This window comes from Agrobacterium sp. RC10-4-1 (assembly GCF_014138475.1).
Lineage (GTDB): Bacteria > Pseudomonadota > Alphaproteobacteria > Rhizobiales > Rhizobiaceae > Agrobacterium > Agrobacterium pusense.
In genome coordinates this window covers 133,407-156,247 of record NZ_JACJIT010000003.1, presented here as the reverse complement: position 1 = coordinate 156,247, position 22,841 = coordinate 133,407, and the positions used below count along the sequence as shown (strand labels likewise).

Sequence of the window (22,841 nt, the reverse complement as noted above, 5' to 3'; positions counted from 1 at the left end):
CATCACCTTGCCCTGTTTTTCTTGACGGAACGATAGTCAGTCGGGCGGTCTGACGCGCTGGCGGGGCGAAGCCATCGATCACGATCGAAGAAGCCGCGTGTCAGCTTCAGTCCGGCCGAAGTTTCGGTCGCGAGCAAAATCACATTCACGCGGTGCGGCGCGGTGGGTTCCGGCTTCACGGAAGCCGAAATGCCGAAGTGTCGCGCCTGATACTGTTGCATCTTCTGCGCCGGTTCAAGCACCGAGCCAATATCTCTCCAACGGGTCTGCTCGATAATCATGGCAAGTGCTGCCGCAAGCTTCGCGTTGACAGCGCGTCCGGCCGATGTCTGCGGTGCAACTGCCTTCAGCCTGACGGACCGGATTTCCCCGGAAACCTCGCCGCGGATTTCCAGGAAAAGCGATGCCGCGCCAGCCGGGTCCGCCGTCGTTGCCTCGCCCAGATCGGCCATACATTCGAAGCTGCGGTTATTCACCGGACTAGGGTGCCAGCCTCGCGGGCTGGTGAAGCCTTCGGCCGTGAACCGGTCGCAAAGGTCTTTGCCGGAGATGATGAAATCGCGGGCGAAAGACGCTCTGGCGCCATTGCGCTCGAATTTCAGCAGGTGAGGTGGCAGATAAATGGTTCTCGCGGCAAGCTTCTGCCGTTTGACGGGTTTTGCCCTGGCAGATGGTACGGCGGAAAGAGGAGCGGGCGCCAGATTGAGATAGGTGAGCAGGCTTCTCAGGTGCTTTTTGTCATTGGCGAGCAGAACCGTGGCCGATATGGCGAAACAGACGACGAGCACCGCAACAAGCAGCGCGCGGAGACTGACTCTCTTTTGCGGGCCTGCGTCCATCATGGGACCTTGTTGGCTGTCTGTTATAGGCATCAGCCGGTTTGGAGCGAATTATCGGACCATTGGCGGTCCGGCGAATATCAATTGCGAGTAAAAGTTCTAAAATATCTGGTTCCGCCGGAATGTCCGGCGGATGTCCTCAGTCGGAGGAATTCTTGTCACCATCCCGTCCGCCGGCGCTGCTCTCATCATCCGCTACGGGAATGGCGTAGGAACCGTTCAGCCAGCGGGCGAGATCGAGCGAGCGGCAGCGATCCGAGCAGAACGGGTAGTCTTCCCGTGTCGATGGTCGGCCGCATTCCGGGCACGGTTGGGATTTGCGGAGCGGCGTAACGTTTCCAGCGCCTTCGGTGGAGGATTTTGCCACAGCCTATCCCTCCAGCCAGCCAGACGTCACCTCGAACCCTTCACCGGCAAGAAGCGACATGGTCTCATAGAGCGGCAGACCGACGACATTGGTGTAAGAGCCCGTCAATTTCTGCACGAACGCACCGGCGATGCCCTGAATGCCATAAGCGCCCGCTTTGCCGCGCCATTGCCCGGAAGCGATATAGGCATCGATCTCACGGGTCGACAGGCGTTTGAAGCGTACCTTGGTCTCCGCCACCTTCTGCCGGATCTTGCCGCCCGGGGTTACGAGGCAGATGCCGGTATAGACCCAATGGCTGCGCCCGGAAAGAAGATGCAGCGCCGCTGAAGCCTCTTCCGTATATTCCGCCTTGCCCACGATACGTCGACCGACAGCAACGACCGTGTCGGACCCCAGGACATAGGCGTCCTTCCAGGCCTGCTCGTTTTTCAGCGCCGCCTGTGCCGCTTCCGCTTTCTGCAAGGAAAGACGGCGGCAGAGCGTTCGCGGATGCTCGAGCTTGACGGGCGTCTCGTCAATATCCATCGGCATCAGGCGAGCCGGCTCGATGCCGATCTGATGCAGCAGCTCCAGACGCCGCGGCGATCCAGAAGCGAGAACGAGCTTTTGTTTTGAATTCGTCATTGCGCTGCCGGGCGTAGGATGCGGAAACGGATTACTTGAAGCGATAGGTGATGCGGCCCTTGGTCAGGTCGTAAGGCGTCATTTCGACCAGAACCTTGTCGCCTGCGAGAACGCGGATGCGGTTCTTGCGCATGCGGCCCGCCGTATGGGCGATGATTTCATGGTCGTTCTCAAGCTTCACGCGGAATGTTGCGTTCGGCAGCAATTCGGTTACGATGCCCGGGAATTCAAGGACTTCTTCTTTTGTCATGTAAGGGTTTTCTTCCTGTTGATAGTGCCGGACCGTGTCCTGTCCGGGAAAATTGCGCGGAAACTACACAATCCCGGCACATTTGTGAACCTCTAAAGCATCGGCTTGAAAATCGCGATCGATTTTAACAGGCCGAGGCAGTTTTCAGTCTTTTGAAAGCGTATCCGCCACCGGCTGTTGCCGCTTCGGCAGGCGTTCGGTAATCAGTTTTGCAAGATGGTCCCGCACCTCACGATAGGCGTCGAGTATTTGCTCCCGCGTGCCAGTGACCACCGTCGGATCCATGGTGGGCCAATAGACCACATCGAGAGAGTTCGAGCGCGTCAGTTCCAGTGCGGCGTGATGAGCTTCTGGTGTTAATGTAATGATCAGATCGAAAAAATCATCCTCGATCTCGTCCAAAGTACGCGGTTTGTGCTTGCCGAGCGAAAAACCCTGCTCCTCCAGCACCGCATCCACGAAGGGGTCGCGCTCGCCCGCCCGCACACCTGCGGACTGGATGTAGATGCCGGGCGCGACCAATCGTTTGGCGATCACCTCGGCCATGGGGGAGCGGATGGAATTCATGCCGCACATGAACAGGACCGATTTCGGCGCTCGTCCCTCGTTTGGCGCTGCGGCAGGATCGCTCATCTCTAACCCCGCCAATAAAGCACACAGACAAGGGTGAAGAGCCGGCGCGCCGTGTCGAAATCCACCTTTATCTTGCCGGAGAGCCGGTCCATCAGTGTCTGCGAGCCGTCATTGTGAATACCGCGCCTGCCCATGTCGATCGCCTCGATCTGGCTCGGCGTAGACGAGCGGATCGCCTCGTAATAGCTTTCGCAGATCAGGAAATAATCCTTGATGATGCGGCGGAACGGCGTCAGCGACAGGATATGGGTGGAGACATCCCTGTCGTCCTCGGTCTTGATGGAGAAAACCAGTTTGGAATCGACGAGCGATATATAAAGCCGGTACGGCCCGCCGTCATGTCCGGCAGGCTCAAAGGTATTTTCTTCGATCAGGTCGAAAATAGCGACGGCGCGTTCATGCTCCACGTCGGGCGTGGACCGGCCGATGCTGTCGTCCAGTACCACGTCGCAGAGCCGGAAGTCGCCTGACGCCATCGTTTAACTTTCCGGGTTGAGGCGGATGGAGACGGAGCGCGCATGCGCGTCCAGCCCCTCGGAACGGGCAAGGGTGATGGCTGCCGGCGCAAGCTGGCGCAGCTGCTCGGGACCAAGGCGCAGGATGGACGTGCGCTTGACGAAATCCAGCACCGAAAGGCCTGAGGAAAAACGGGCCGAGCGCGCCGTCGGCAGAACATGGTTGGAACCGCCCACATAATCGCCGATCACTTCGGGGGTATGGCGCCCGACAAAAATCGCCCCGGCATTGCGGATGTGGGCCATTAGCGCATCCGGGTCATCGATGGCAAGTTCCAGGTGTTCGGCGGCGATCCGATTGGCCAACGGAATGGCATCGGTGAGCTTTTCGACCAGAATGATCGCGCCGAAATCCGCCCAGCTCGCCGCTGCTGTTTCGGAACGCGAGAGACGCTTCAGCTGCCGCTCGACGGCTGCTTCCACCGCCTTGCCGAGCTCGGCATCATCGGTGATCAGGATGGATTGTGCACCACGATCATGCTCCGCCTGTGCCAGAAGATCGGCAGCAAGCCAGTCGGGGTCGTTATCCCTGTCGGCGATAACAAGCACTTCGGAAGGGCCGGCGATCATGTCGATGCCGACAGTGCCGAAGACCTGACGCTTGGCGGCCGCCACATAAGCATTGCCCGGGCCGACGATCTTGGCGACCGGCGCGATGGTTTCAGTGCCATAAGCCAGTGCCGCCACGGCCTGCGCGCCACCGATGCGATAGATTTCCTCGACGCCCGCAATACGCGCGGCAGCCAGAACGGCCGGATTGACCGCGCCGCCATTCGCGGGCACGACCATGACGATGCGCTCCACACCGGCAACCTTGGCGGGCACGGCATTCATCAGCACTGAGCTTGGATAGCTGGCCGTGCCGCCGGGCACATAAAGGCCCACGGCCTCGATTGCGGTCCAGCGCGAGCCGAGGCCGACGCCGATATCGTCCTCGTAAATATCGTCCTTCGGCATCTGTCGCGCATGGTGTTTTTCGATACGCCGGGCTGCGAGTTCAAGCGCTTCGATCACGCTCGTGTCGACGGCGGCAATCGCCGCATCGATTTCATCAGTCGTTACCCGCATCGGCACCGCGGCAAAATCGATGCCGTCGAATTTCCGGGAGTAATGGGCGAGGGCCGCATCGCCGCGATGTCGGACATCATTGATGATGTCGCGAACGGTCGCATTGACGTCTTCGGAAACTTCTCTCTTGGTTGTCAGGAAGGCAGCGAATTTCTGTTCGAAATCAGCCGATGCCTGCTCCAGCCAGATTGCCACGCCATTACCCTTTCATTGTCCCCACGGGGTGCACGACTTACCGCAGAACGATTGCAGCTCTGGTATGTGGCATAAATCGAAACGGGACGGAAAGGCAACCGTCCCGACAGTCCGGAAAGCTTATTCGCTGTCGGGATGATGCGGTTTGGTGGCGGTTTCCCACGCACCGCTCACATCAGTCAACTGCGCCTCGATGCATTCGACATCAAGCGCGATGGTGCCGCCGCCGGAAAGGGCCAGTTCCACAAGGCCATCCGGGCCTTCGCCATTCGGTGTGAAACGTATCGCCAGAAGCGAAAGAACCTGCTCCCTGTCGGCCAGGTTGATGGACTGCGAACGAACGGCGGAGACACGCTTCAGGAAAACAACTGTGCGGCAGCGTTCCGGTGGCAGGTGCTTTTTATCGGCGCTTTCCCAGACGAAACGGTTGGCGGAAAAGGTGAACTGGCCGTGTTTCGGCTCGAAGGCAACATCCTTCAGCTTGAAGACACTGTCCTGCATATGGGTCGAGATGACGGAGAGATCTTCAGTATCCAGCGCGAGCAATTTCAGGCCGCTCATCTTTTTCTTCCTTCTTGTGCGGTGAGGACCGCTATTTCCATGACTTACAATGGAAATAGGCAGTCCCGGCCCGCTGTGCAACGGGTAGAAAACGGATGAGCGGCGATGAATGGATCAATCGCTGACGCGCTCGACCAACGCGCCGCAGCGGGTGAGCTTTTCCTCGAGGCGTTCGAAGCCGCGGTCTAGATGATAGACGCGCGACACCATGGTCTCGCCCTCGGCCACGAGGCCGGCAATGACCAGCGACACGGAAGCGCGCAGATCGGTCGCCATCACAGGCGCACCCTTGAGGCGGGAAACGCCTTCGATGCGGGCCATCTGACCGGAAAGCGAAATCTTCGCACCGAGCCGGGCAAGCTCCTGCACATGCATGAAGCGGTTTTCGAAGATCGTTTCGGTAATGTGGGAAACGCCTTGGGAACGGGTCATCAGCGCCATGAACTGCGCCTGCAGGTCTGTCGGGAAGCCGGGGAACGGTTCAGTGACGACATCGACCGGCTGAATGCCGTTGCCGTTGCGCACCACGCGCAGGCCGGTTTCCGTCTCGCTGATCGTGGCGCCTGCGAGCCGGAGCGTATCAAGTGCATTGTCGAGCAGCGATGCGCGCGTCCCTTCCAGCACCACATCACCGCCGGTCATGGCCACTGCCATGGCATAGGTGCCGGTTTCAATACGATCGGGCAAAACCCGGTGGCGCGCGCCGGAAAGCGAGGTAACGCCTTCGATGGTGATGGTGGAGGTGCCGGCGCCTTCGATCTTCGCGCCCATTGCGATCAGGCAGTGCGCCAGATCGACAACCTCGGGCTCGCGGGCGGCGTTGTGGATGACGGTTGTGCCGCGGGCAAGGCTTGCAGCCATCAGCATCACATGCGTCGCGCCAACCGAAACTTTGGGGAAGGTATAGACCGCGCCGATGAGGCCGCCCTTGGGGGCCGAGGCATTGATGTAGCCGCCATCGATCTCCATCGTCGCGCCGAGCGCCTGCAGGCCCTCGATGAACAGGTCAACGGGACGCGTGCCGATGGCGCAGCCGCCAGGCAGGGAGACGCGGGCGCGGCCCTCACGCGCCAGAAGCGGGCCGATGACCCAGAAGCTTGCACGCATCTTGGAGACCAGCTCGTACGGAGCGGTGGTATCGACAATGGTGCGGCAGGTGAAATGCACGGTACGGGAATAAGCTTCGCCCTGGCTTTCGCGGCGGCCATTCACGGAAATATCCACGCCATGATTGCCGAGGATACGGATCAGCTGCTCCACGTCAGCCAGATGCGGAACGTTTTCGAGCGTCAGTGTATCGCTGGTCAGCAGCGATGCGATCATCAGCGGCAAGGCGGCGTTTTTGGCGCCGGAGATGGGGATGATGCCGTTGAGCTTGTTGCCACCCGTAATTCTGATGCGATCCATGCGTCCCTACGGGCCTGTGCCCGCCTTTCTTTATCGTGCCTTGCGGAAAGGCGCGTCCTTAGACGAATTTCCGCGGCGTTTCAATTTTATGCTGTGAATTCTCTATGAGGATGATTCGTCCGTTTTTGCGGCAGGCAGGCCAATGGTGTCGTCTGCGTCGCCGGCACGGCGCGCGCGAACCTGTTGTTTGCGCTTCAAAAGATTTTCGCGAAGTTTCTTCGCGGCACGCGCCTTCCGTTCCGCCTCGCGCTGGCGCGCCTTTTCGCCGGGCCCCGCCTGCGGCTTGCCGCTGGCCGCCGCGTCGGATGCGCCCGCGGAAAAGTCCCCGCAGAGCGCTGTCTTCACCTGTTTGTCGTGATGTTCGGTCATAGATTCAGCAATATCTGAAAAATGCTGTTTTCAACAGGGGGGGCGCTTTTTTGCGCCGCTTGATGAAGAATATCGTTTTGCGACTTGCGCTCGTCAAAAACCTGTGGCAATAGGCCGCCACGCTTGATGCTGAAGCGATCGCTTCGGCACCGGATGCTGCTATAGCTCAGGGGTAGAGCACTCCCTTGGTAAGGGAGAGGCCGAGAGTTCAAATCTCTCTAGCAGCACCATTTTACCTCAACAATTCAAGAAGTTGCGCGCTTACTCAAGCCCTACACCCTGCATGTTGCTCACCGCATTCCGGAGTGTTGTCGCTTCGTGAAAGCTTCGCAAACGGGAAAACCGCGCCCTTTGCGAAGCGCGGTTTCCACATCCGAATATTCTGTTGCTGCCAGAGCGGGACGAAACCGCCCGTAGCCAACGGGCGCCGCTTACTGACGGAATAGCGACAGGATATTTTCGGAACTGGTATTGGCGATGGAGAGCGACTGGATCGCCAGCTGTTGCTGCGTCTGGAGAGCCTTGAGCTTGGTGGATTCCTCGTTCATGTCCGCATCGACGAGGCGGCCGATGCCCTTGTCGATGGAGTCTGTCAGCTTGGAGACGAAGTCTTCCTGCAGATCGAGGCGCATCTTGATCGAGCCGAGATCGGCGCTTGCGCTGATGAGCGATTCCAGCTGGGTGTTGACGAACTGGATCATGTTATCGAGACCTTCGTTTTCGGTCAGCGGCTGTCCCTTTGAATTGGTCAGGCCGGCCAGGTCCTTCGTGATGTCGAGGTCGATCAGCGAGTAGTCGAGCTTCTGCGCCATCTGCGAATCCGCTGCGGCGGTTTCCAGATAGATATTGTTGCCGGACGTTCCACCGGTGCCGATCGCGGTTACCGTGGTACCGGCAGGTGTCGGCGCCGTGTTGTTGGCCTTCACGTAAAGCGCTTCGCCGGCGGCGTTTTCACCGATCTTGAAGTAGGTGCCGTTGTTTCGTGCAGTGGTGGCGGCAGCGACTGTAACGAGGCCGGTTACCGGGTCTGCGGCGGAAACCGTGGTTGTCGTGCCCGAGGGGAAACCGAGAAGCTGCGCTTCGGTAAACACCTTTGCGGTATAGGGTGTTGTTGTGGGGACACCTGCGGGCGTCGTTGTCGTGATCTCGAAATCGCGAAGAGCGCCGGTATCGGAGTAATAGGCGGCGCTGTCGAGAATGCCGTTTTTCGTCGCGCCGGTGGTCGTATCGAAAAGCGCGGTCTTGTTGTCGACCTGGATGTTGATGGTCTTGACGGCGACATTACCTGCACCGTCACGGATGAAGGAGCCGACGACCTGCTTGGTGATGGGCGTCAGATTGCCGGACGCGTCGCTGATCTTGCCCTTCAGCCAGTTTTCACCGGAGAAGGAGGCGGATTCGCCAATGCTCTTCAACTGGTCCTGAAGCTGGCGGATTTCTTCCTGGATCTTGGCCTTGTCAACGCCTGCTTCGCGGGCGGCAACCAGCTTCTTGCTGATTTCCTTGACGACATCGACGGTGGTTTCCATGGCGGAATAGGCGGTATCAACCTTTGCGGCGCCGAGGCCGAGAGCGTCCTGTACGGCGGAGAGGGCGCCATTATCAGAACGCATGGTGGTCGCGATCGACCAGTAGGCGGCATTGTCGGATGCGGTCTTGACGCGCATGCCGGAGGAAACGCGCGACTGGGTTTCTTCCATGTTGCTGCCGATGGCGCGAAGAGTCTGGAGGGCGGCCATGGCCGCAACGTTGGTCAAAATGCTGGTCATAATGATTTGCCCCTTGATTGGCTGAAATGAAAAGGGACATTCCGGATTGCCGCCGGGAACGATCGAGCGGCTTGATGCCTGTTAACCTCTTTTTCGTCTTGGTTAACCAATCGTTTCGATGACCAGTTTTTAGGGCGCGAATGGTTAACAAAGCCTAAACCTGTATTAATAAAATTAGGAAATAATAATTTCTATTAACGATAACGAAAAAACCGCGCCCTTTCGGGCGCGGTTTGCATTTGACGATCGAGTGTCGGAATTAACGGAAGAGCGAGAGAATGCTCTGGGAGTCGTTGTTGGCGATCGACAGGGCCTGAACAGCGAGCTGCTGCTGGGTCTGAAGGGCCTTCAGCTTGGTGGATTCTTCGTTCATTTCCGCGTCGACGAGGCGGCCGATGCCCTTGTCGAGCGAGTCGGTCAGCTTGTTGACGAAGTTTTCCTGCAATTCGATGCGCATCTTGACCGAGCCGAGGTCGGCGGCGGCGGATGTCATGCTCTGGAGCTGCTTGTCGACGAAGGAAACCATGGCGTCGAGCGCCTGCTCGGGCGTCAGGGTCACGGTGGCGGGGCCGACGAGATCCTTGGTGATGTCCAGCGAGGTCAGGGAGTAGGACAGTGACTTTGCGAGCTGATTGTTGGCGCCGGTTTGAAGGTAGACGTTTTGGCCATCTTTCGTGGTGCCGATTGCGGAGGTGCCGAGCGCTTTCTGAGCGGTGTCGATGGCGGCGGTACCCGTCGAGGCAGTCGCTGCGGTGCCGTCGCCCATGACCTTGACATACTGATCGTCACCGATTTTCAGGTATGCGCCGTTCTCTGCGGCCGAAGCGTTGGCGACAACAACCAAGCCGGTAGTCGCATCCGCAATCGCAGTGACCGGGGTTGCAGCCGCGGCAGGGGTCAGGCCCTTAAGCTGTGCTTCGGTGAAGACCACCGCTGCCTTAACCGTGGTGGCCTTTGCGGCGCCGACGCCTGTCGTGATTTCGAAGTTCTTGTATGAACCCGTCGAGGAATAGACGGCGTAGGCATCGAGAATACCCTGCTTGTCTTTTGCCGCGCCGGACGAGGTGTCGAACAGAACCGTCTCGTTGCTCAATGCGACATTGATGGTCTTGACGGAAACGTTGCCGCTGTTATCGCGGATGAAGGAGCCGACGACCGCCTTGGTGATGTCGGAGAGGTTGCCCGTGCCATCGCTGATCTTGGCCTGCAGCCAGTTCTCACCGGAGAAGGAGGAGGAGCTGGAGATGGACTTCAGCTGGTCCTGCAGCTGGGAGATCTCTTCCTGGATCTTGGTCCGGTCGACGCCTGCTTCGCGGGCGGCCACCAGCTTGTTCTTGATCTGCTTGACGACCTCGATCGAGGATTCCATGCCGGCATAGGCGGTGTCGACCTTGGCGGCGCCGAGGCCGAGGGCGTCCTGGACGGCGGAAAGGGCGCCATTATCCGAACGCATCGTGGTCGCGATGGACCAGTAAGCGGCATTGTTGGAAGCTTCCCGGACGCGCTGGCCGGAGGACACGCGGTCCTGTGTGGCTTCCATGTTCTGGCCGATGGAGCGCAGGGTCTGGAGTGCAGACATGGCTGCGACGTTTGTCAAAATGCTCGTCATAATAAATTGCCCCTTGAATGGCTGATTAGAAAAGGGACATTCCGGCTCACCGGGAGCGGCGTACAGCATCATGCCTGCTAACTGGCTGATTTTAAAAGGTTAGCTCACCGCTTCGATGGCTCTAGCTAACTGCCTTATGGTTAACAAATACTTAAAGTAGTAAAAAACTTGAGATAAAATTTATACGTGCATACCATCTAAAAAACTGAAACGTAATATTTGCCATCCGCGTCGGACGGGCTGCCTTGAGCGGTCTTCACGATTATCGCTTTGAAACGCGGGCGATAAAACGAAAAAAACCGCGCCGTTTCGGGCGCGGTTCGCATTTGACGATTGAGTGTCGGAATTAACGGAAGAGCGAGAGAATGCTCTGCGAGTCGTTGTTGGCGATCGACAGGGCCTGAACAGCGAGCTGCTGCTGGGTCTGAAGAGCCTTGAGGCGAGTCGATTCTTCGTTCATTTCCGCGTCCACCAGACGGCCAACGCCCTTGTCGAGCGAGTCGGTCAGCTTGTTGACGAAGTTTTCCTGCAGTTCAATGCGCATCTTGACCGAGCCGAGGTCGGCGGCGGCGGATGTCATGCTCTGGAGCTGCTTGTCGACGAAGGAAACCATCGCGTCGAGATACTGGTTTTCCGAGACTGCCGAGCCGTCACTGTTCTTGAACGTGCCGGTCAGGTCCTTGGTGATGTCCAGCGACGTCAGCGAGTAGGTGAGCTGCGTTGCGAGCTGGGCGTCAGCGCCTTCTTCCAGGTAGATCTTGGTGGTGCCGTCGAGGCCCACGGCAATGCTGGTCTTGGTTGCCGGAGCTGTCGGCGCAGTCGTGTTGATTTTCACGTACTGGTCGTTGCCAAGATTGAAGTAGGTGCCGTTGACGTTGGGGACTGTCGTGTCGGCGTTAGCGATCGTGACGATACCCGTTGCGGCGGCGGTGGTGAAGGTGACGGCGGTACCGGCAGTTGCTTCCTTCAGGCCCTTCAGCTGAGCTTCGGTGTAAACCTTGGCTGCGGCAACCTTGGTTACCGGCTGTGCGGCGCCTGCGCCGTCCGAGTCATTGGTGATTTCGAACAGCTTGTAGCTGCCGGTGGAAGAAAAGTAGGCATAGGAGTCGAGAACGCCCTGCTTGTCTTTTGCAGCGCCCGAAGACGTGTCGAACAGTACCGTGTTGCGGCTCAGGTCAACGTTAACGGTCTTTACGGAGACGTTACCGGCGGCATCGCGAATGAAGGAACCAACGATCTGCTTGGTGACGTTCTTCAGTTCGCCGGCACCGTCGCTGATGGTTGCCTGCAACCAGTTTTCACCGGAGAAGGAAGAGGAGCTGGAGATCGACTTCAGCTGATCCTGAAGCTGCGAGATTTCTTCCTGGATCTTCGACTTGTCTACGCCGGGTTCGCGAGCAGCGACCAGCTTGTTCTTGATTTCCTTAACGACGTCAATGGACGATTCCATACCGGAATAGGCGGTATCAACCTTGGCAGCGCCGAGGCCGAGGGCATCCTGCACGGCAGAAAGGGCGCCGTTGTCGGAACGCATCGTGGTCGCGATCGACCAGTAAGCAGCGTTATCGGAAGCTTCGCCGACGCGCTGGCCGGAGGAAACGCGGTCCTGCGTCGTTTCCATGTTCTGGCCGATAGAACGCAGGGTCTGGAGTGCAGACATAGCTGCGACGTTAGTAAGAATGCTCGTCATGGTAGATTTGCCCCTTGAATGGCTGATTAGAAAAGGGACATTCCGGACTCACCGGGAACGGCGCACAGCATCATGCCTGCTAACCGGCTGATTTTTAAAGGTTAGCTCACCGTTTCGATGGCTTTAGCTAACCTTTATATAGTTAATGAACACCTAAGGATTTTCTAAAAAATGCATTCCGAAGATTTGTTCTGCAACCCTTACGCGTGCGCGCGCGTATTCTGAAATGTTTAAAAAAAAATGAAGCCGCACCCGTTGCCGGATGCGGCTTTGTCGACAGGTGATGTGCTCGGGTCAGCCTCCCTTGCACTCGCCCCATTCACGCGATCGCGAGACGGTCAGCCCCCGCTTGCAATCGCGTCATTCATGTCATTCTGGTCGCGGCTATCCGCTGTCCATGGGTAAAATCTGACAGCCGGTGCTTTCCAAATCACTAATTTAGACGAGTACCAAAGCCCTTGCTGGGATCGTGGTAAATCCTTCGAAAATAAGGATGGTAAACAAATTCTGCCGGGGATTTGGCAGTATGCAACAAACAAAACCGCGCCCTTTCGGGCGCGGCTTGCATTTCGTCATTTACGATCCGATTAACGGAAGAGCGACAGGATGTTCTGCGAGTCGCTGTTGGCGATCGAGAGAGCCTGGATTGCCAGCTGCTGCTGTGTCTGCAGAGCCTTGAGGCGGGTGGACTCTTCGTTCATGTCGGCGTCGACCAGGCGGCCGATACCCTTTTCCATCGTGTCGGAGAGCTTGGTAACGAAGTCTTCCTGCATGGAGATGCGGTTGGAGACTGCACCCAGATCAGCAGCGGCGCTGTTGAGGGTTTCAAGCTGCTTGTCGACGTGGCTGATGAGCTTGTCGAGGATGTCGTTGTCCGTGGCAGCGGCGGTGCCGAGCATCGTGGCGCCAGCGCCCTTGTAGATCGACAGGTCCGAAATATCGAGGTTCGAAATGGACTGCTTTACACCGTCTGCGACCGCAGCCTTGTCGAGGATGCCCGTGCCCTTGCCGTCCGTTACAGCGCCGGTGTCGAACAGAACGTTCGAGCCGCTGAGCTGCACGTCAACGCGCTGAACCTTAACGGCGCCAGCGGAGTCACGGGTGAAGGATGCGACAACCTGCTTCTTCAGGTTTGCGATAGCCGCGTCGTCGGTGCCGGCAGCGAACGCTACGCCATCGTTGGACGCCTTGGTCTTCAGCCAGTTTTCGCCGTTGAAGGTTGCGGAGTCGGCGATGGAGGTCAGCTGCTTCTGGAGCTGGCCGATTTCCTTCTGGATCTTTTTCTTGTCGGCGGTCGGGTCCTGGGCAAGGATGAGCTTGTCCTTGATTTCCTGAACGACCTTGATGGTGGCTTCCATGCCCGCATAGGCAGTGTCGACCTTGGCGGCGCCAATGCCGAGAGCGTCGGAAACGGTGGAAAGGGCGGAATTGTCCGAACGCATGGTCGTTGCGATGGACCAGTAAGCAGCGTTGTCGGCGGCGGAGCTTACCTTCTGGCCGGTCGAGATGCGGCCCTGCGTCGTTTCCATGTTCTGGCCGATAGAGCGCAGGGTCTGGAGTGCAGCCATAGAGGAGGCGTTGGTGAGAATGCTTGCCATAGTATTTGTCCCTTGTGTTTACGAGATACTGGAGTTGGGGACATTCCGGACTGTGTATTACCGGTCACAACGTTTCGGCTTCATGCCACTCGGTTCAGAATTACTTGCTTCTGGAAACCAAACCCGCTGTGTGTGAGGCGAATTTCGCAGTCAAAACTTGCATAATTATTAATTTACGAATGAAGAAATATTAGAAAATACATATGGTTACTGGTTTGTTTCTATGAAAGGTAAGTTTTTAATTTAAAATTATAGTTATTCATCCGCTAGCGAAGCTGGTAACCAAAGTCTTAAAACGCCAAAACCCCGCGGCCTTGGGCACGCGGGGTTAAGAAACAGGGTTAATGGGTGTCAGTTCGGCACGAATGCCCGTCAGTTGAACGATCTGACGAGGCTGCCGACAAGCAGGTTCCAGCCGTCGATCAGCACGAAAAACAGGATCTTGAAGGGCAGGGAGATGGAAGTCGGCGGCAGCATCATCATGCCCATGGCCATGGTGATGGTGGCGACGATCAGATCAATGACCAGGAACGGCAGGATGATAAGGAAACCGATCTCGAAACCGCGCCGGATTTCCGACAGCATGAAGGCCGGAACCAGCACTCGATAATCGACGACGTTGTCGGTCATCACTTCCTGGCCGCGTTCGCGGGCAATATCCACGAACAGCTTCAGATCCTTGTCACGCGTATTGGCATTCATGAAGGTGCGAAAGGGCTCGGCGATGCGCTGCACGGCCTGCTGCTCGTTGATCTGGTTCTGCAACAGCGGTTGCACGCCATCGGTCCAGGCTTTGTCGAAGGTGGGCGACATGACGTAGAAGGTCATGAACATCGCCATCGACAGAAGGATCATGTTCGACGGCGTAGAAGCGAGCCCCATGCCGGAGCGCAGGATAGAGAAAGCGATCACGAAGCGCGGAAAGCTCGTGACCATGATCAGGATGCCGGGCGCGACGGAAAGAACCGTCAAAAGCCCGAAGGTGCGGATGATCCATGCCGCGACAGACCCGTCTATCTGCGTGTTGAACAGATCGGACGGAAATTGCTGGGCATTGGCAAGGCCCGGCAAAGCGAGGAGGACGGCGATGGTTACAAGAAATCGAATCATTCGATGACAAAGGTCCGGAACATGACCTTGGATACGCGCCCTTGAGAGCGCAGGTCAACTCGTTCCTGAATGTCATCCTTAAGATATTGAAAGCCGCGCGGCCCTTCCAGCTGCTGAAGGGAAACGGTGCGGACATAGGCCATGATATCCTGATGGATATCCTCGGCCAGTCCGACTTCCACCGGCCCCTTGAACATCAGCGCCACCTCCAGCCGCACCCAGTTCGTCGAGGGGTAGGCGAGATTGGTGGTGATGGGATCGAGCTGGACGATGCCGTTCGGTTCGGCCGCGATTTTCTCGACACCCTCTTCCTTCTTCTCGCCATGACCACCGGCCGCAGCGGTGGCATGGGCCTCCGTTGCGGCAATCTTCGGTGCGATCATGCCGCCGACGAGCCAGCCTCCGCCCGCGCCGAGCAAGGTGAGGATCACAACACCTGCGATGGTCATGATCAGAGGGGAGGATTTCTTCTTGCCCTCTGCCTGTTCGTTTTCCATGGATCAGTCCGTTCCCCGTGTGCGGCGTCAGAGCGGCGAGAACAGGTCCACGACCTGCTGCCCGACCGGAGGCTGCTGCACTTCCGTCAGACGGCCGCGACCGCCGTAGGAGATGCGCGCTTCGGCAATGCGCTCGTAGGAGATCATGTTCTGAGCATCCACATCCTGCGGCCGGACGATGCCGCCGACGTTGAGGATGCGGATTTCATGGTTCACGCGCACTTCCTGCGAGCCGCTGATGATGAGGTTGCCGTTTTCGAGAATACCCGTCACGACGGCGGCCACGAGCAGCGTCAGCTTTTCAGACCGCTTGGTCTTGCCCTTGGCCTGGGTATCGGTGTCGGAGCCGTATTTGATGTTGGAATCCGCGTCCGGCGTCCAGCCAAGGATCTGGGCTTTGGCCTTCCAGTTCAAGCCGCTGGAATTGGTGCGGTTACGCTCGGTTTCGTTGTCGAAATCGGCCTTGTCGTTGATCTGGATGTTGACGGTCAGGATGTCGCCGATGTTCAGCGCGCGCAGGTCTTTGAAAAGTGCGCCCTGGCTGTCGCTCCACAGTGAATAGCCGCTTGCCATGTGTTTTGGTTGCTTGGGATACATGCCCATCTGCGGTGTCTGGCTGAATTGCAGACCGCTGCCGATCGGGCTCATCGCCGGTGCGTTACCGATTTCCTTCAGGGTCTGGTTGTTCTGGCAGCCTGCCAGGAGAGCGAGCGGCAGGAGGAGGGCCGGAAGACGACGCGTGCTCATGAAGGATCCTTCGAAGTGTTTTTGTCGATTGCCTGCGACATGATGCCGGCGACGGTGGCAGCTTTCTGCGCGTCCATCTCGCTGAGGATGAGGCCGGATTGACGCGGCGGCAGCTGCATGATGATGGCAGCAGCAATCTCCACATGCATCTTCTCGAGCTGCGGTGCGGCGGCATCCGCCTTCATCGTCTTGTAGATGTCGACGAGGTTGCTTTTGGCCTGGTTGAGGAAATGTTCGCGGCGCGCCAGCCAGTCTTCATATTCAGCCTTGCGGTTTTCCAGCACGGAAATGCGCTCGTTCACGTCGGACTGGAGCTTCTCAAGCTCCTGCTTCTGCATCAGGTAACGCTGATCCCGGGCCGCATCGGCAATGTTGGTGCAGAATTTCTGGATTTCATCCTGCGTGCTGAGTTCTGAAACCACGTTCTGCTGGCTCTCCGCGCCGGCGGCCGGCAGCAGGAACAGCAGCGACGCGACCGCCGCGAAGCGGACGAGGCCATTCGAAAGCGGATTTTTGGTCTGACGTTCCATCATTGCAGCACAAGCTCCGCCTGAAGGGCGCCGGCGGATTTGATGCCTTGCAGGATGGCGATGATACCATCCGCCTTGAGCCCGATGCTGTTGAGACCGGCAACCAGCGTGCGAAGGTCAGGTCCTTCGACGATGGCGACCTTGCTGCCTTCCTGCATCGCCATGATATCCGTCTGCGGCTGCACCGCCGTTTGGCCGCGCGAGAAGGGTGCCGGCTGAATGACCTGCGGTGATTCGGTCACCTGCACGGTCAGCGTGCCGTAGCTGACGGCGACGCGCGAAATCCGCACATCCGCACCGATGACGATCGTGCCGGTGCGTTCGTTGATGACGACCTTGGCCGGGGTATCCGTCTCGACGGTCAGGTTTTCGATTTCCGCCATCAGCCGGGTGAGATCCGCGACGCGAGGCTTTTGCACCGCGATTTCCTGCGAATCGCGCGGTTCGGCGATCGGATCGCCATAACGGGCGCGGGCAAAGGCGTTGACGACGTCTGCGACGCGCACGGCCGTCGAAAAGTCGGGGTTGCGCAGCTGTAGGACCAGATTGACCGAATCCTTGAACTTCGACGGCAGCTCCCGTTCGATGATCGCGCCGTTTGGCACGCGCGCCGACGTGGTGACACCCTGGGTCAGCGTTGCCGCATCGCCCTGCGCCGAAAAGCCGTTGACGATCAGTGCGCCCTGCGCGACCGCGTAAATCTGCCCGTCGGCGCCGGAAAGCGACGTCATGATGAGGTTGCCGCCGCGCAGCGAAGAGGCATCGCCGAGCGAGCTCACCGTCACGTCGACGCGGCTGCCGGGGCTCGCGAAGGGCGGCAGATTGGCCGTCACCATCACGGCGGCGATGTTCTTGGCATTCGACTGGCCGCCCTGCGTGGTGATGCCGAGATTCTGCAACATCGCGCGCATGGATTGCTCGGTAAACGGCGAAGAACGCAGGCTGTCGCCCGTGCCCTGCAGGCCGACCACGAGACCGTAACCGATGAGCTGGTTGTCACGCCCCGCCTGCAGCGATGCGATATCCTTGATGCGGGACGTATCCGCTTGGGCTGCCGGAACGGAAAGGAAGGGCTGGGCCGAAAACAGGATGGCCGCGGCCAGGATACGAAGCACTCTCATTTCGCCATCACCTGAATGGTTCCGTCCTTCATGACCGTGCCGTTGACGATGACGCCGGAATCGATGTTGCGTACCCGTACGACTTCGCCGAGCGAGCCATCAGTCATCGGTGTTCCCGAAGCCATCAGCGTCATATTGCCGATGGTGAAGACGAGCTTGACGCTGGTGCCGCGCGTGACGAGCGAGGGTTCGCGCAGGGCGGCAACGGGGATCGTGCGGCCGGGAAGCAGGGTCTGCTTGGAGATCATGCCTTCCACTTCGCTGATGTCGCTCGCGTAACCCGCGGAAATATTGGGATTGGTCACCTCCACCGGCTTCACCTGTTCGGACGTGATCGTCTCGCCCGGATAGATGGTGCGCACGGGAACCAGCGCCATTGGCGCCTGGGAGAAGGCAGGCGCGAAAGCGCCGATTGAAAAGGCAGACGCCAGGCACATACGGGCGAGCGCCCTTTTGCAGCTGTTATTTTTCCGGCCAAACCTCATGTTCGCCTGCCTTTCCGTTCTTACTTCAGGTTCTTGCTGACAATCGAAGCCATTTCGTCAGCGGTGGTGATGACCTTGGAATTCATCTCGTAGGCGCGCTGCGCCGTGATGAGGTCGGTGATTTCCTTGACGGCGTCGACGTTCGAGCCTTCGAGGTAGGATTGCTTGATGTAGCCATAGCTCGGATCGTCGGGCACGCCGATGACGGCGTCGCCGGAAGCCGGTGTCTGGGCGAAGAGGTTGTCGCCGAGCGGCTTCAGGCCGGCTTCGTTGGCGAAGTTGGCGATGGTCAGCTGGCCAAGCTCGGTGAAGTCGGCGGCGTTGCCGATACGGGCCGTCACCTGACCCGTGCGGGTAACGGTGATGTCCTGCGCGTCGGTCGGGATATTGATATTCGGAATGACGTTATAGCCATCCACCGTCACGAGATTACCATCGGCATTCTTGTTGAAGGCGCCGGCGCGGCTGTAGAGCGTCGAACCATCGGCCGCCTCGATCTGGAACCAGCCCTGACCGATGATCGCGACGTCGAGCTTGTTGCCGGTCTCGATCAGATTGCCCTGGGTGTGGATGTTGCGCACGGCCGAGGTCTGCACGCCGAGGCCAATATTGGCGCCCTCGGGCACGATCGCCTGGTTGGCGCGGTTTGGCACACCCTGCATGCGCTCGGTCTGATAGAGAAGATCGGTGAACTCCGCCCGCGCGCGCTTGTAACCCGTGGTGTTGATGTTGGCGATGTTGTTGGCGATGACTTCCAGATTGGTCTGCTGGGCGTCCATACCGGTGGCAGCGATGGCAAGAGCTCTCATGTCAATATTCCTGCTGGGCTAGATCTGCATCTTGGTAATGTCGAGATAGGCCGACACGATCTTGTCTCGGAGCGCGATGGCGGTTTGCAGCGACTGCTCGGCCGAAAGCATGGCATCGACGACTTCACGCGTATTCGCCTTGCCCTGAATGCCTTCAAAAGAAGCGACTTCGGCCTTCTTGAGGTTGTTCATCGCGTCAACGGAAACATTACCGAGAACGCTTGCGAAGCTCTGGCCGGTCTGCTGCGCTGGTGTCGTCTTCTCGCTGCCGAAAATATTGTCGGTGAGCGGGGAAACGCTGCCGGCGCCGCGCGTCAGCGAGAGGGAGCCGAGTTGTTTGATGCCGTCGATCATTGCGATGCCTTCAGAAGGTCGATGGTGGAGGCGACGAGGTCGCGTGTCTGGCGGATGACCTGAAGATTGGCGTCGTAGCTGCGGTTTGCTTCGCGCATGTCTGCCATTTCGATCAGGATGTTGACGTTCGGCATCTTCACCATGCCGTTTGCGTCGGCGGCCGGATTGCCGGGGTCGTATTCGTTGATGAAGTCGCCGCGATCGACGCCGAGCTTTTTCACCGTCACGCGCTCGACGCCGCTGACACGGTCGAGTTCCGAACCGAAGGTGACTGTCTTGCGGCGATAGGGGTCCGCGCCGGGTGTGTCACCCGTCGATCTGGCATTGGCGATGTTTTCAGACACGATGCGCAGTCGGGTGGACTGCACTTCCAGGCCGCTGCCGGCGATCTTGCTCGCCGCACTCAAGGGATCCATGGCTTACCTCTTAACCGTCATCAGCATCATGCGATGGAAGGATTTGACGAGATTGGCATTCAGCTCGTACTGCCGCTTGATCTCGCCGGTCTTGGTCATTTCTTCCGCAAGCGCGACCGAATTGCCCGATTCCTGCATGCCGATCTCGTTGTTGACCGGGTTGTCGCGCACCGCGATATTGTCGCTGAGTGTGCTCTCGCCGAAGTGGGCAGGGTTGGTCCTCGCCATGCCGACCTGCTGGCTGGTGGCCTGCATGACCGCTTCGAATGGGCTGACATCCTTGGCGTGGAACTTGGGTGTGTTGGCGTTGGCGATGTTGGTCGCCACGACTTCCTGCCGCACGCTCAGCCATTCCGCTTGGCGGGATGCCAGTTCGAACAGTTGAATCGGTTGCATAGACTTCTCCATCTCGTATGCCCCGAACCTACGGGGCTAATCTTGCGTCAGACTTGCGGAGAAGACGAAGGGGTGCGACGGCGCATGGATGCGCGGCCTGCACAAAGAAAAAAGGCGCGCCAGCAGATGCCGCGCGCCTTTTGATCGGAAGAAATTTCTTTTATTTTTCGGGGTGATAGGTTTTTCCAGAGGATGTCTCTATCAACCACTCGCCGTTGCGTTGCTCGATCTTCGTCAGCAGCGCATTATCAGGCAGGGTCGAGCCGACCCTCACCATATACATGCCCGAACCGTCTTCGATCAGGGCGCGGCCGTTGGAGACATGCAGCAGACGGAAGGCGGTCTGGCCGGGGAAGGGCTGGTCCTCGACCCCGGCTGCGAGATTGTTCTGTTTTTCCTTGCCGCCTGCGTTCACGGTCGCCGTCGTCAGCATGTCGGGCAGTTCGGCCGGCGGTGGGGTGTCTTCCTTGTTGCGATTGGTCATCGCCATCGGAGAAACACTGAAGACTTCCCGCGGGCCGGTATGGGGCAGATCGCGGGTGCGGTCGCCGCCCGCCACCTTCATGCCGAATTTTTCCTCGTTGAAGAACACGTACCAGGGGAAGAAGGCTGCTGCAGCGGCAAGCGTGATGCCTGTCCATGCCAGAATACGGTCGGGTGTGAAGAAAACGGGCTTGGGCAGCACGTCTTCATCGTAGCTATCGTTATTCCGCTTTTTCTTCACGGTCAGCCTCTCATTCTCGGGGTTACCTGCGGCTGGCCGTTCTGCGCGCCGCCGCGCAATGCGGTCGCAAGGTCAGCATAGGCATCCTGTGCCGCCGGTTCGTTCGGCAGCTGTTTCAGCGTTTCATAGATGATCGGAACCTGCTTCACCGCCATGTCGAGGTCTGGGTCGGTGCCCGGCCGGTAACCGCCGATGAGGCGAAGATCCCGCGTTTCCTCGAAGCGATGCACCAGCGCCTTGAGGCGTGACACCAGCTTTTCCTGATCCGGCGTCCATGCTTTCTTGGCGAGACGCGAGATCGAGGCGAGCGGATTGATCGGCGGGTAGCGGCCTTCTTCTGCAAGGCTGCGGTCGAGCACAATGTGACCATCGAGAATACCGCGGGTCGAATCGGCGATCGGATCGTTATGATTGTCTCCATCCACCAGAATGGAAACGATGGCGGTGATGGTGCCGGTGCCTTCGGCGCCCGGTCCCGCCCGCTCCAGAAGACGCGGCAGCTCGGTGAAGACGGAGGCGGGGTAACCGCGCGCCACCGGCGGTTCACCCGAAGCAACGGCCACTTCGCGGATCGCATGGGCAAATCGCGTCACGCTGTCAATGATGAGGAGGACATTGTCGCCCTGATCGCGGAAATGCTCTGCAATGGTGACGGCGGAAAGCGGCGCCATCTTGCGCAGCATCGGGCTTTCATCGCTTGTCGCGACAACGGCGATGGACTTGCTCATGTTCTCGCCCATCGTATCTTCGATGAATTCGCGCACTTCACGTCCGCGCTCGCCGACCAGTGCAATCACCACCTTGTCGAAGGCGTCAGCCTTTGCAAGCATGGACAGCAGCGTGGATTTGCCGACGCCCGAGCCGGCGAAAATGCCAAGGCGCTGGCCGAGACACAGCGGCGAAAAAATATCGATTGCCCGCACCCCGGTCTTGAACGGGGTCTCCACCCTCTTGCGGGTCATTGAGGGTGGCGCATTGTTGGAAATCGAACGGCGTTCAAGGCCGGCGGCAAGCGGTCCCTGGCCGTCGATAGGTTCGCCAAGCGCATTGATGGTGCGCCCGCACCAGCTATCATCAGGCGCGACACGGAAGGCGCCCTTGCGGATGACGGTATCGTGAATGCCGATCGGTTCGCCCGGCTCGATAGGGCACACGTAGCAGATATCCGGCTCAACGCGCACCACTTCGCCGAGATGGATGCCGGTCGGGCTGCGATGGGCGACAAACTCGCCAAGCCGCACATGCCGGGACAGGCCGGACACGGTATAGTGCCCGGCTGCGATGGTGCGAACGTGGCCGCCCGGCGCCACCGAAAATTCCGGATCGGCATAATGTCCGGCAAGGCCGGCCAGTTGGGCGAGCTTCGGTGAAATGGCTTCAGCCGAAAGCATGGATACCGGCATTGTCATTGGTCAGTTCCTCAGCGCGCGCCACCAAGCGTCTTGATGCCCTCACCGAAGGTCGATTCGGTATCGCGCATCAGAGAGGAGATGCTTTCGAAGGCACGGTTGACCTGGATGAGCTGCGTCATCTGGGAAATCCCGTTTACGTTCGACTGTTCGAGATAACCCTGAACGACGCCGACCTCGTGATTGTTGACGACGGGGACCGGCTGAGCCACGGGCTTCACGCCGCTATTGGGGTGGCGCAGGAAACCTTGCGAAAAATCCGCCTGGAAGATGCCAAGCGTGGCGACGATGTTTTCGTTCTGCCTGATGGCTCCGTCAAGACCCACGGTAATCGGGCCGCCATTCGGATTGAGCTGGATCGGGCCGCCGCCGGCGTCGAGGACCGGGTAACCGCTGGAGGAGATGAGCGCGCCGTCAGGCCGCATGGTGAAGCGGCCGTCACGGGTCAGAATCTGACCGTCGGGCGTATCCAGCGAGAACCAGGCATCGCCCTTGATGGCGAAATCGAAGGAATTGCCGGTCTGCTCGAAAGCGCCCTGGCGCGTGGAGAGATAGTCGTTGCCCTGGGACACGAAGGCGATCTTGGCATTCATGTCATTATGGTTCTTGGCGACCATTTCGTCGAATTTCACTTCGGAACCGCGGAAGCCGACCGTGTTCACATTCGCCATATTGTCGGAAATGGTGGTAAGACGACGCTCCAGCGCGATCTGCGAGGACAAGGCGACGTATAGTCCGGATTGCAT

The 22,841-nt window shown here is 58.9% G+C and carries 26 protein-coding genes, 1 tRNA gene and 1 pseudogene; 1 reads left to right on the top strand and 27 read right to left on the bottom strand.

From position 1 onward, the window contains the following. Nucleotides 1-2 precede the first annotated feature (2 nt). The 10 genes from FHW77_RS09275 to FHW77_RS09230 all read right to left on the bottom strand — a co-directional run bounded on the left by FHW77_RS09275 (nt 3) and on the right by FHW77_RS09230 (nt 6,831). Nucleotides 3-839 (bottom strand): DUF6030 family protein, encoded by an 837-nt coding sequence (locus tag FHW77_RS09275; RefSeq protein WP_004439904.1) that lies wholly within the window; start codon nt 837-839, stop codon nt 3-5. A gap of 139 nt (nt 840-978) precedes the next feature. Continuing rightward, nucleotides 979-1,206: a DNA gyrase inhibitor YacG gene (gene yacG / locus FHW77_RS09270; protein WP_004439907.1), complete on the bottom strand. Its 228-nt coding sequence runs from the start codon at nt 1,204-1,206 to the stop codon at nt 979-981. A gap of 3 nt (nt 1,207-1,209) precedes the next feature. After that, on the bottom strand, nt 1,210-1,833 hold the full coding sequence (locus FHW77_RS09265; RefSeq protein WP_004439909.1) for a Maf-like protein: 624 nt from the start codon (nt 1,831-1,833) through the stop codon (nt 1,210-1,212). Nucleotides 1,834-1,864: 31 nt separating this feature from the next. Continuing rightward, entirely contained in the window at nt 1,865-2,083 is a 219-nt protein-coding gene (gene infA, locus FHW77_RS09260; protein WP_003503453.1) for a translation initiation factor IF-1, read from the bottom strand. A gap of 144 nt (nt 2,084-2,227) precedes the next feature. Further along, nucleotides 2,228-2,716 carry an arsenate-mycothiol transferase ArsC gene (locus FHW77_RS09255; protein WP_044459974.1) on the bottom strand — a complete coding sequence of 163 codons (489 nt, stop codon included), beginning with the start codon at nt 2,714-2,716 and terminating at the stop codon, nt 2,228-2,230. Nucleotides 2,717-2,718: 2 nt separating this feature from the next. Next, nucleotides 2,719-3,192 (bottom strand): UPF0262 family protein, encoded by a 474-nt coding sequence (locus FHW77_RS09250; protein WP_004439916.1) that lies wholly within the window; start codon nt 3,190-3,192, stop codon nt 2,719-2,721. Between the two features lie 3 nt (nt 3,193-3,195). Beyond that, nucleotides 3,196-4,494, bottom strand: coding sequence for a histidinol dehydrogenase (gene hisD / locus FHW77_RS09245; RefSeq protein ID WP_004439919.1), 1,299 nt, complete (start codon nt 4,492-4,494; stop codon nt 3,196-3,198). Between the two features lie 120 nt (nt 4,495-4,614). After that, nucleotides 4,615-5,055, bottom strand: coding sequence for a DUF2948 family protein (locus FHW77_RS09240; protein ID WP_004439923.1), 441 nt, complete (start codon nt 5,053-5,055; stop codon nt 4,615-4,617). A gap of 114 nt (nt 5,056-5,169) precedes the next feature. Continuing rightward, nucleotides 5,170-6,462 carry a UDP-N-acetylglucosamine 1-carboxyvinyltransferase gene (murA, locus tag FHW77_RS09235; protein WP_004439925.1) on the bottom strand — a complete coding sequence of 431 codons (1,293 nt, stop codon included), beginning with the start codon at nt 6,460-6,462 and terminating at the stop codon, nt 5,170-5,172. 102 nt (nt 6,463-6,564) lie between these two features. Beyond that, nucleotides 6,565-6,831: a hypothetical protein gene (locus FHW77_RS09230; RefSeq protein ID WP_004439927.1), complete on the bottom strand. Its 267-nt coding sequence runs from the start codon at nt 6,829-6,831 to the stop codon at nt 6,565-6,567. Nucleotides 6,832-6,986: 155 nt separating this feature from the next. Here FHW77_RS09230 and FHW77_RS09225 point away from each other — a divergent pair. Then, nucleotides 6,987-7,061 (top strand) — tRNA-Thr (locus tag FHW77_RS09225). Nucleotides 7,062-7,262: 201 nt separating this feature from the next. Here FHW77_RS09225 and FHW77_RS09220 read toward each other — a convergent pair. The 17 genes and pseudogenes from FHW77_RS09220 to flgF all read right to left on the bottom strand — a co-directional run bounded on the left by FHW77_RS09220 (nt 7,263) and on the right by flgF (nt 22,841). Next, the gene (locus tag FHW77_RS09220) at nt 7,263-8,600 is read right to left on the bottom strand and encodes a flagellin N-terminal helical domain-containing protein (RefSeq protein WP_004439930.1); all 1,338 of its coding nucleotides are present in this window, start codon (nt 8,598-8,600) and stop codon (nt 7,263-7,265) included. A gap of 259 nt (nt 8,601-8,859) precedes the next feature. After that, nucleotides 8,860-10,209: a flagellin N-terminal helical domain-containing protein gene (locus FHW77_RS09215; RefSeq protein WP_064263213.1), complete on the bottom strand. Its 1,350-nt coding sequence runs from the start codon at nt 10,207-10,209 to the stop codon at nt 8,860-8,862. A 346-nt stretch (nt 10,210-10,555) separates the two neighbouring features. Next, on the bottom strand, nt 10,556-11,899 hold the full coding sequence (locus tag FHW77_RS09210) for a flagellin N-terminal helical domain-containing protein (RefSeq protein ID WP_044459707.1): 1,344 nt from the start codon (nt 11,897-11,899) through the stop codon (nt 10,556-10,558). Nucleotides 11,900-12,486: 587 nt separating this feature from the next. Further along, entirely contained in the window at nt 12,487-13,497 is a 1,011-nt protein-coding gene (locus tag FHW77_RS09205) for a flagellin N-terminal helical domain-containing protein (RefSeq protein WP_006698203.1), read from the bottom strand. Between the two features lie 372 nt (nt 13,498-13,869). Then, nucleotides 13,870-14,607 carry a flagellar type III secretion system pore protein FliP gene (fliP, locus tag FHW77_RS09200; RefSeq protein WP_004439940.1) on the bottom strand — a complete coding sequence of 246 codons (738 nt, stop codon included), beginning with the start codon at nt 14,605-14,607 and terminating at the stop codon, nt 13,870-13,872. Continuing rightward, nucleotides 14,604-15,104: a flagellar basal body-associated FliL family protein gene (locus FHW77_RS09195; RefSeq protein ID WP_004439944.1), complete on the bottom strand. Its 501-nt coding sequence runs from the start codon at nt 15,102-15,104 to the stop codon at nt 14,604-14,606. The genes fliP and FHW77_RS09195 overlap by 4 nt, the downstream gene beginning before the upstream one ends. 27 nt (nt 15,105-15,131) lie before the next feature. Further along, nucleotides 15,132-15,851: a flagellar basal body L-ring protein FlgH gene (flgH, locus tag FHW77_RS09190; protein WP_004439948.1), complete on the bottom strand. Its 720-nt coding sequence runs from the start codon at nt 15,849-15,851 to the stop codon at nt 15,132-15,134. Then, nucleotides 15,848-16,384 carry a MotE family protein gene (locus FHW77_RS09185; protein ID WP_004439951.1) on the bottom strand — a complete coding sequence of 179 codons (537 nt, stop codon included), beginning with the start codon at nt 16,382-16,384 and terminating at the stop codon, nt 15,848-15,850. The genes flgH and FHW77_RS09185 overlap by 4 nt, the downstream gene beginning before the upstream one ends. Beyond that, nucleotides 16,381-17,436: pseudogene (locus FHW77_RS09180) on the bottom strand (flagellar basal body P-ring protein FlgI); the annotation flags it as partial. The pseudogene FHW77_RS09180 and the gene FHW77_RS09185, both read right to left, overlap by 4 nt. Nucleotides 17,437-17,498: 62 nt before the next feature. Beyond that, nucleotides 17,499-17,987: a flagellar basal body P-ring formation chaperone FlgA gene (gene flgA, locus FHW77_RS09175; RefSeq protein WP_004439958.1), complete on the bottom strand. Its 489-nt coding sequence runs from the start codon at nt 17,985-17,987 to the stop codon at nt 17,499-17,501. 20 nt (nt 17,988-18,007) lie between these two features. Continuing rightward, nucleotides 18,008-18,796, bottom strand: coding sequence for a flagellar basal-body rod protein FlgG (gene flgG, locus FHW77_RS09170; RefSeq protein WP_003503427.1), 789 nt, complete (start codon nt 18,794-18,796; stop codon nt 18,008-18,010). A gap of 18 nt (nt 18,797-18,814) precedes the next feature. Further along, nucleotides 18,815-19,150 carry a flagellar hook-basal body complex protein FliE gene (gene fliE / locus FHW77_RS09165; protein ID WP_004439961.1) on the bottom strand — a complete coding sequence of 112 codons (336 nt, stop codon included), beginning with the start codon at nt 19,148-19,150 and terminating at the stop codon, nt 18,815-18,817. Beyond that, the gene (gene flgC, locus FHW77_RS09160) at nt 19,147-19,566 is read right to left on the bottom strand and encodes a flagellar basal body rod protein FlgC (protein ID WP_004439964.1); all 420 of its coding nucleotides are present in this window, start codon (nt 19,564-19,566) and stop codon (nt 19,147-19,149) included. The genes fliE and flgC overlap by 4 nt, the downstream gene beginning before the upstream one ends. 3 nt (nt 19,567-19,569) lie before the next feature. Continuing rightward, on the bottom strand, nt 19,570-19,962 hold the full coding sequence (gene flgB, locus FHW77_RS09155) for a flagellar basal body rod protein FlgB (RefSeq protein ID WP_004439967.1): 393 nt from the start codon (nt 19,960-19,962) through the stop codon (nt 19,570-19,572). Nucleotides 19,963-20,122: 160 nt separating this feature from the next. Further along, a complete protein-coding gene (locus FHW77_RS09150; protein ID WP_373969202.1) occupies nt 20,123-20,647 on the bottom strand; it encodes a hypothetical protein in 525 nt (174 codons plus the stop codon). 41 nt (nt 20,648-20,688) lie between these two features. After that, nucleotides 20,689-22,095 carry a flagellar protein export ATPase FliI gene (gene fliI / locus FHW77_RS09145; RefSeq protein WP_004439972.1) on the bottom strand — a complete coding sequence of 469 codons (1,407 nt, stop codon included), beginning with the start codon at nt 22,093-22,095 and terminating at the stop codon, nt 20,689-20,691. An 11-nt stretch (nt 22,096-22,106) separates the two neighbouring features. Then, entirely contained in the window at nt 22,107-22,841 is a 735-nt protein-coding gene (gene flgF / locus FHW77_RS09140; protein ID WP_004439975.1) for a flagellar basal-body rod protein FlgF, read from the bottom strand.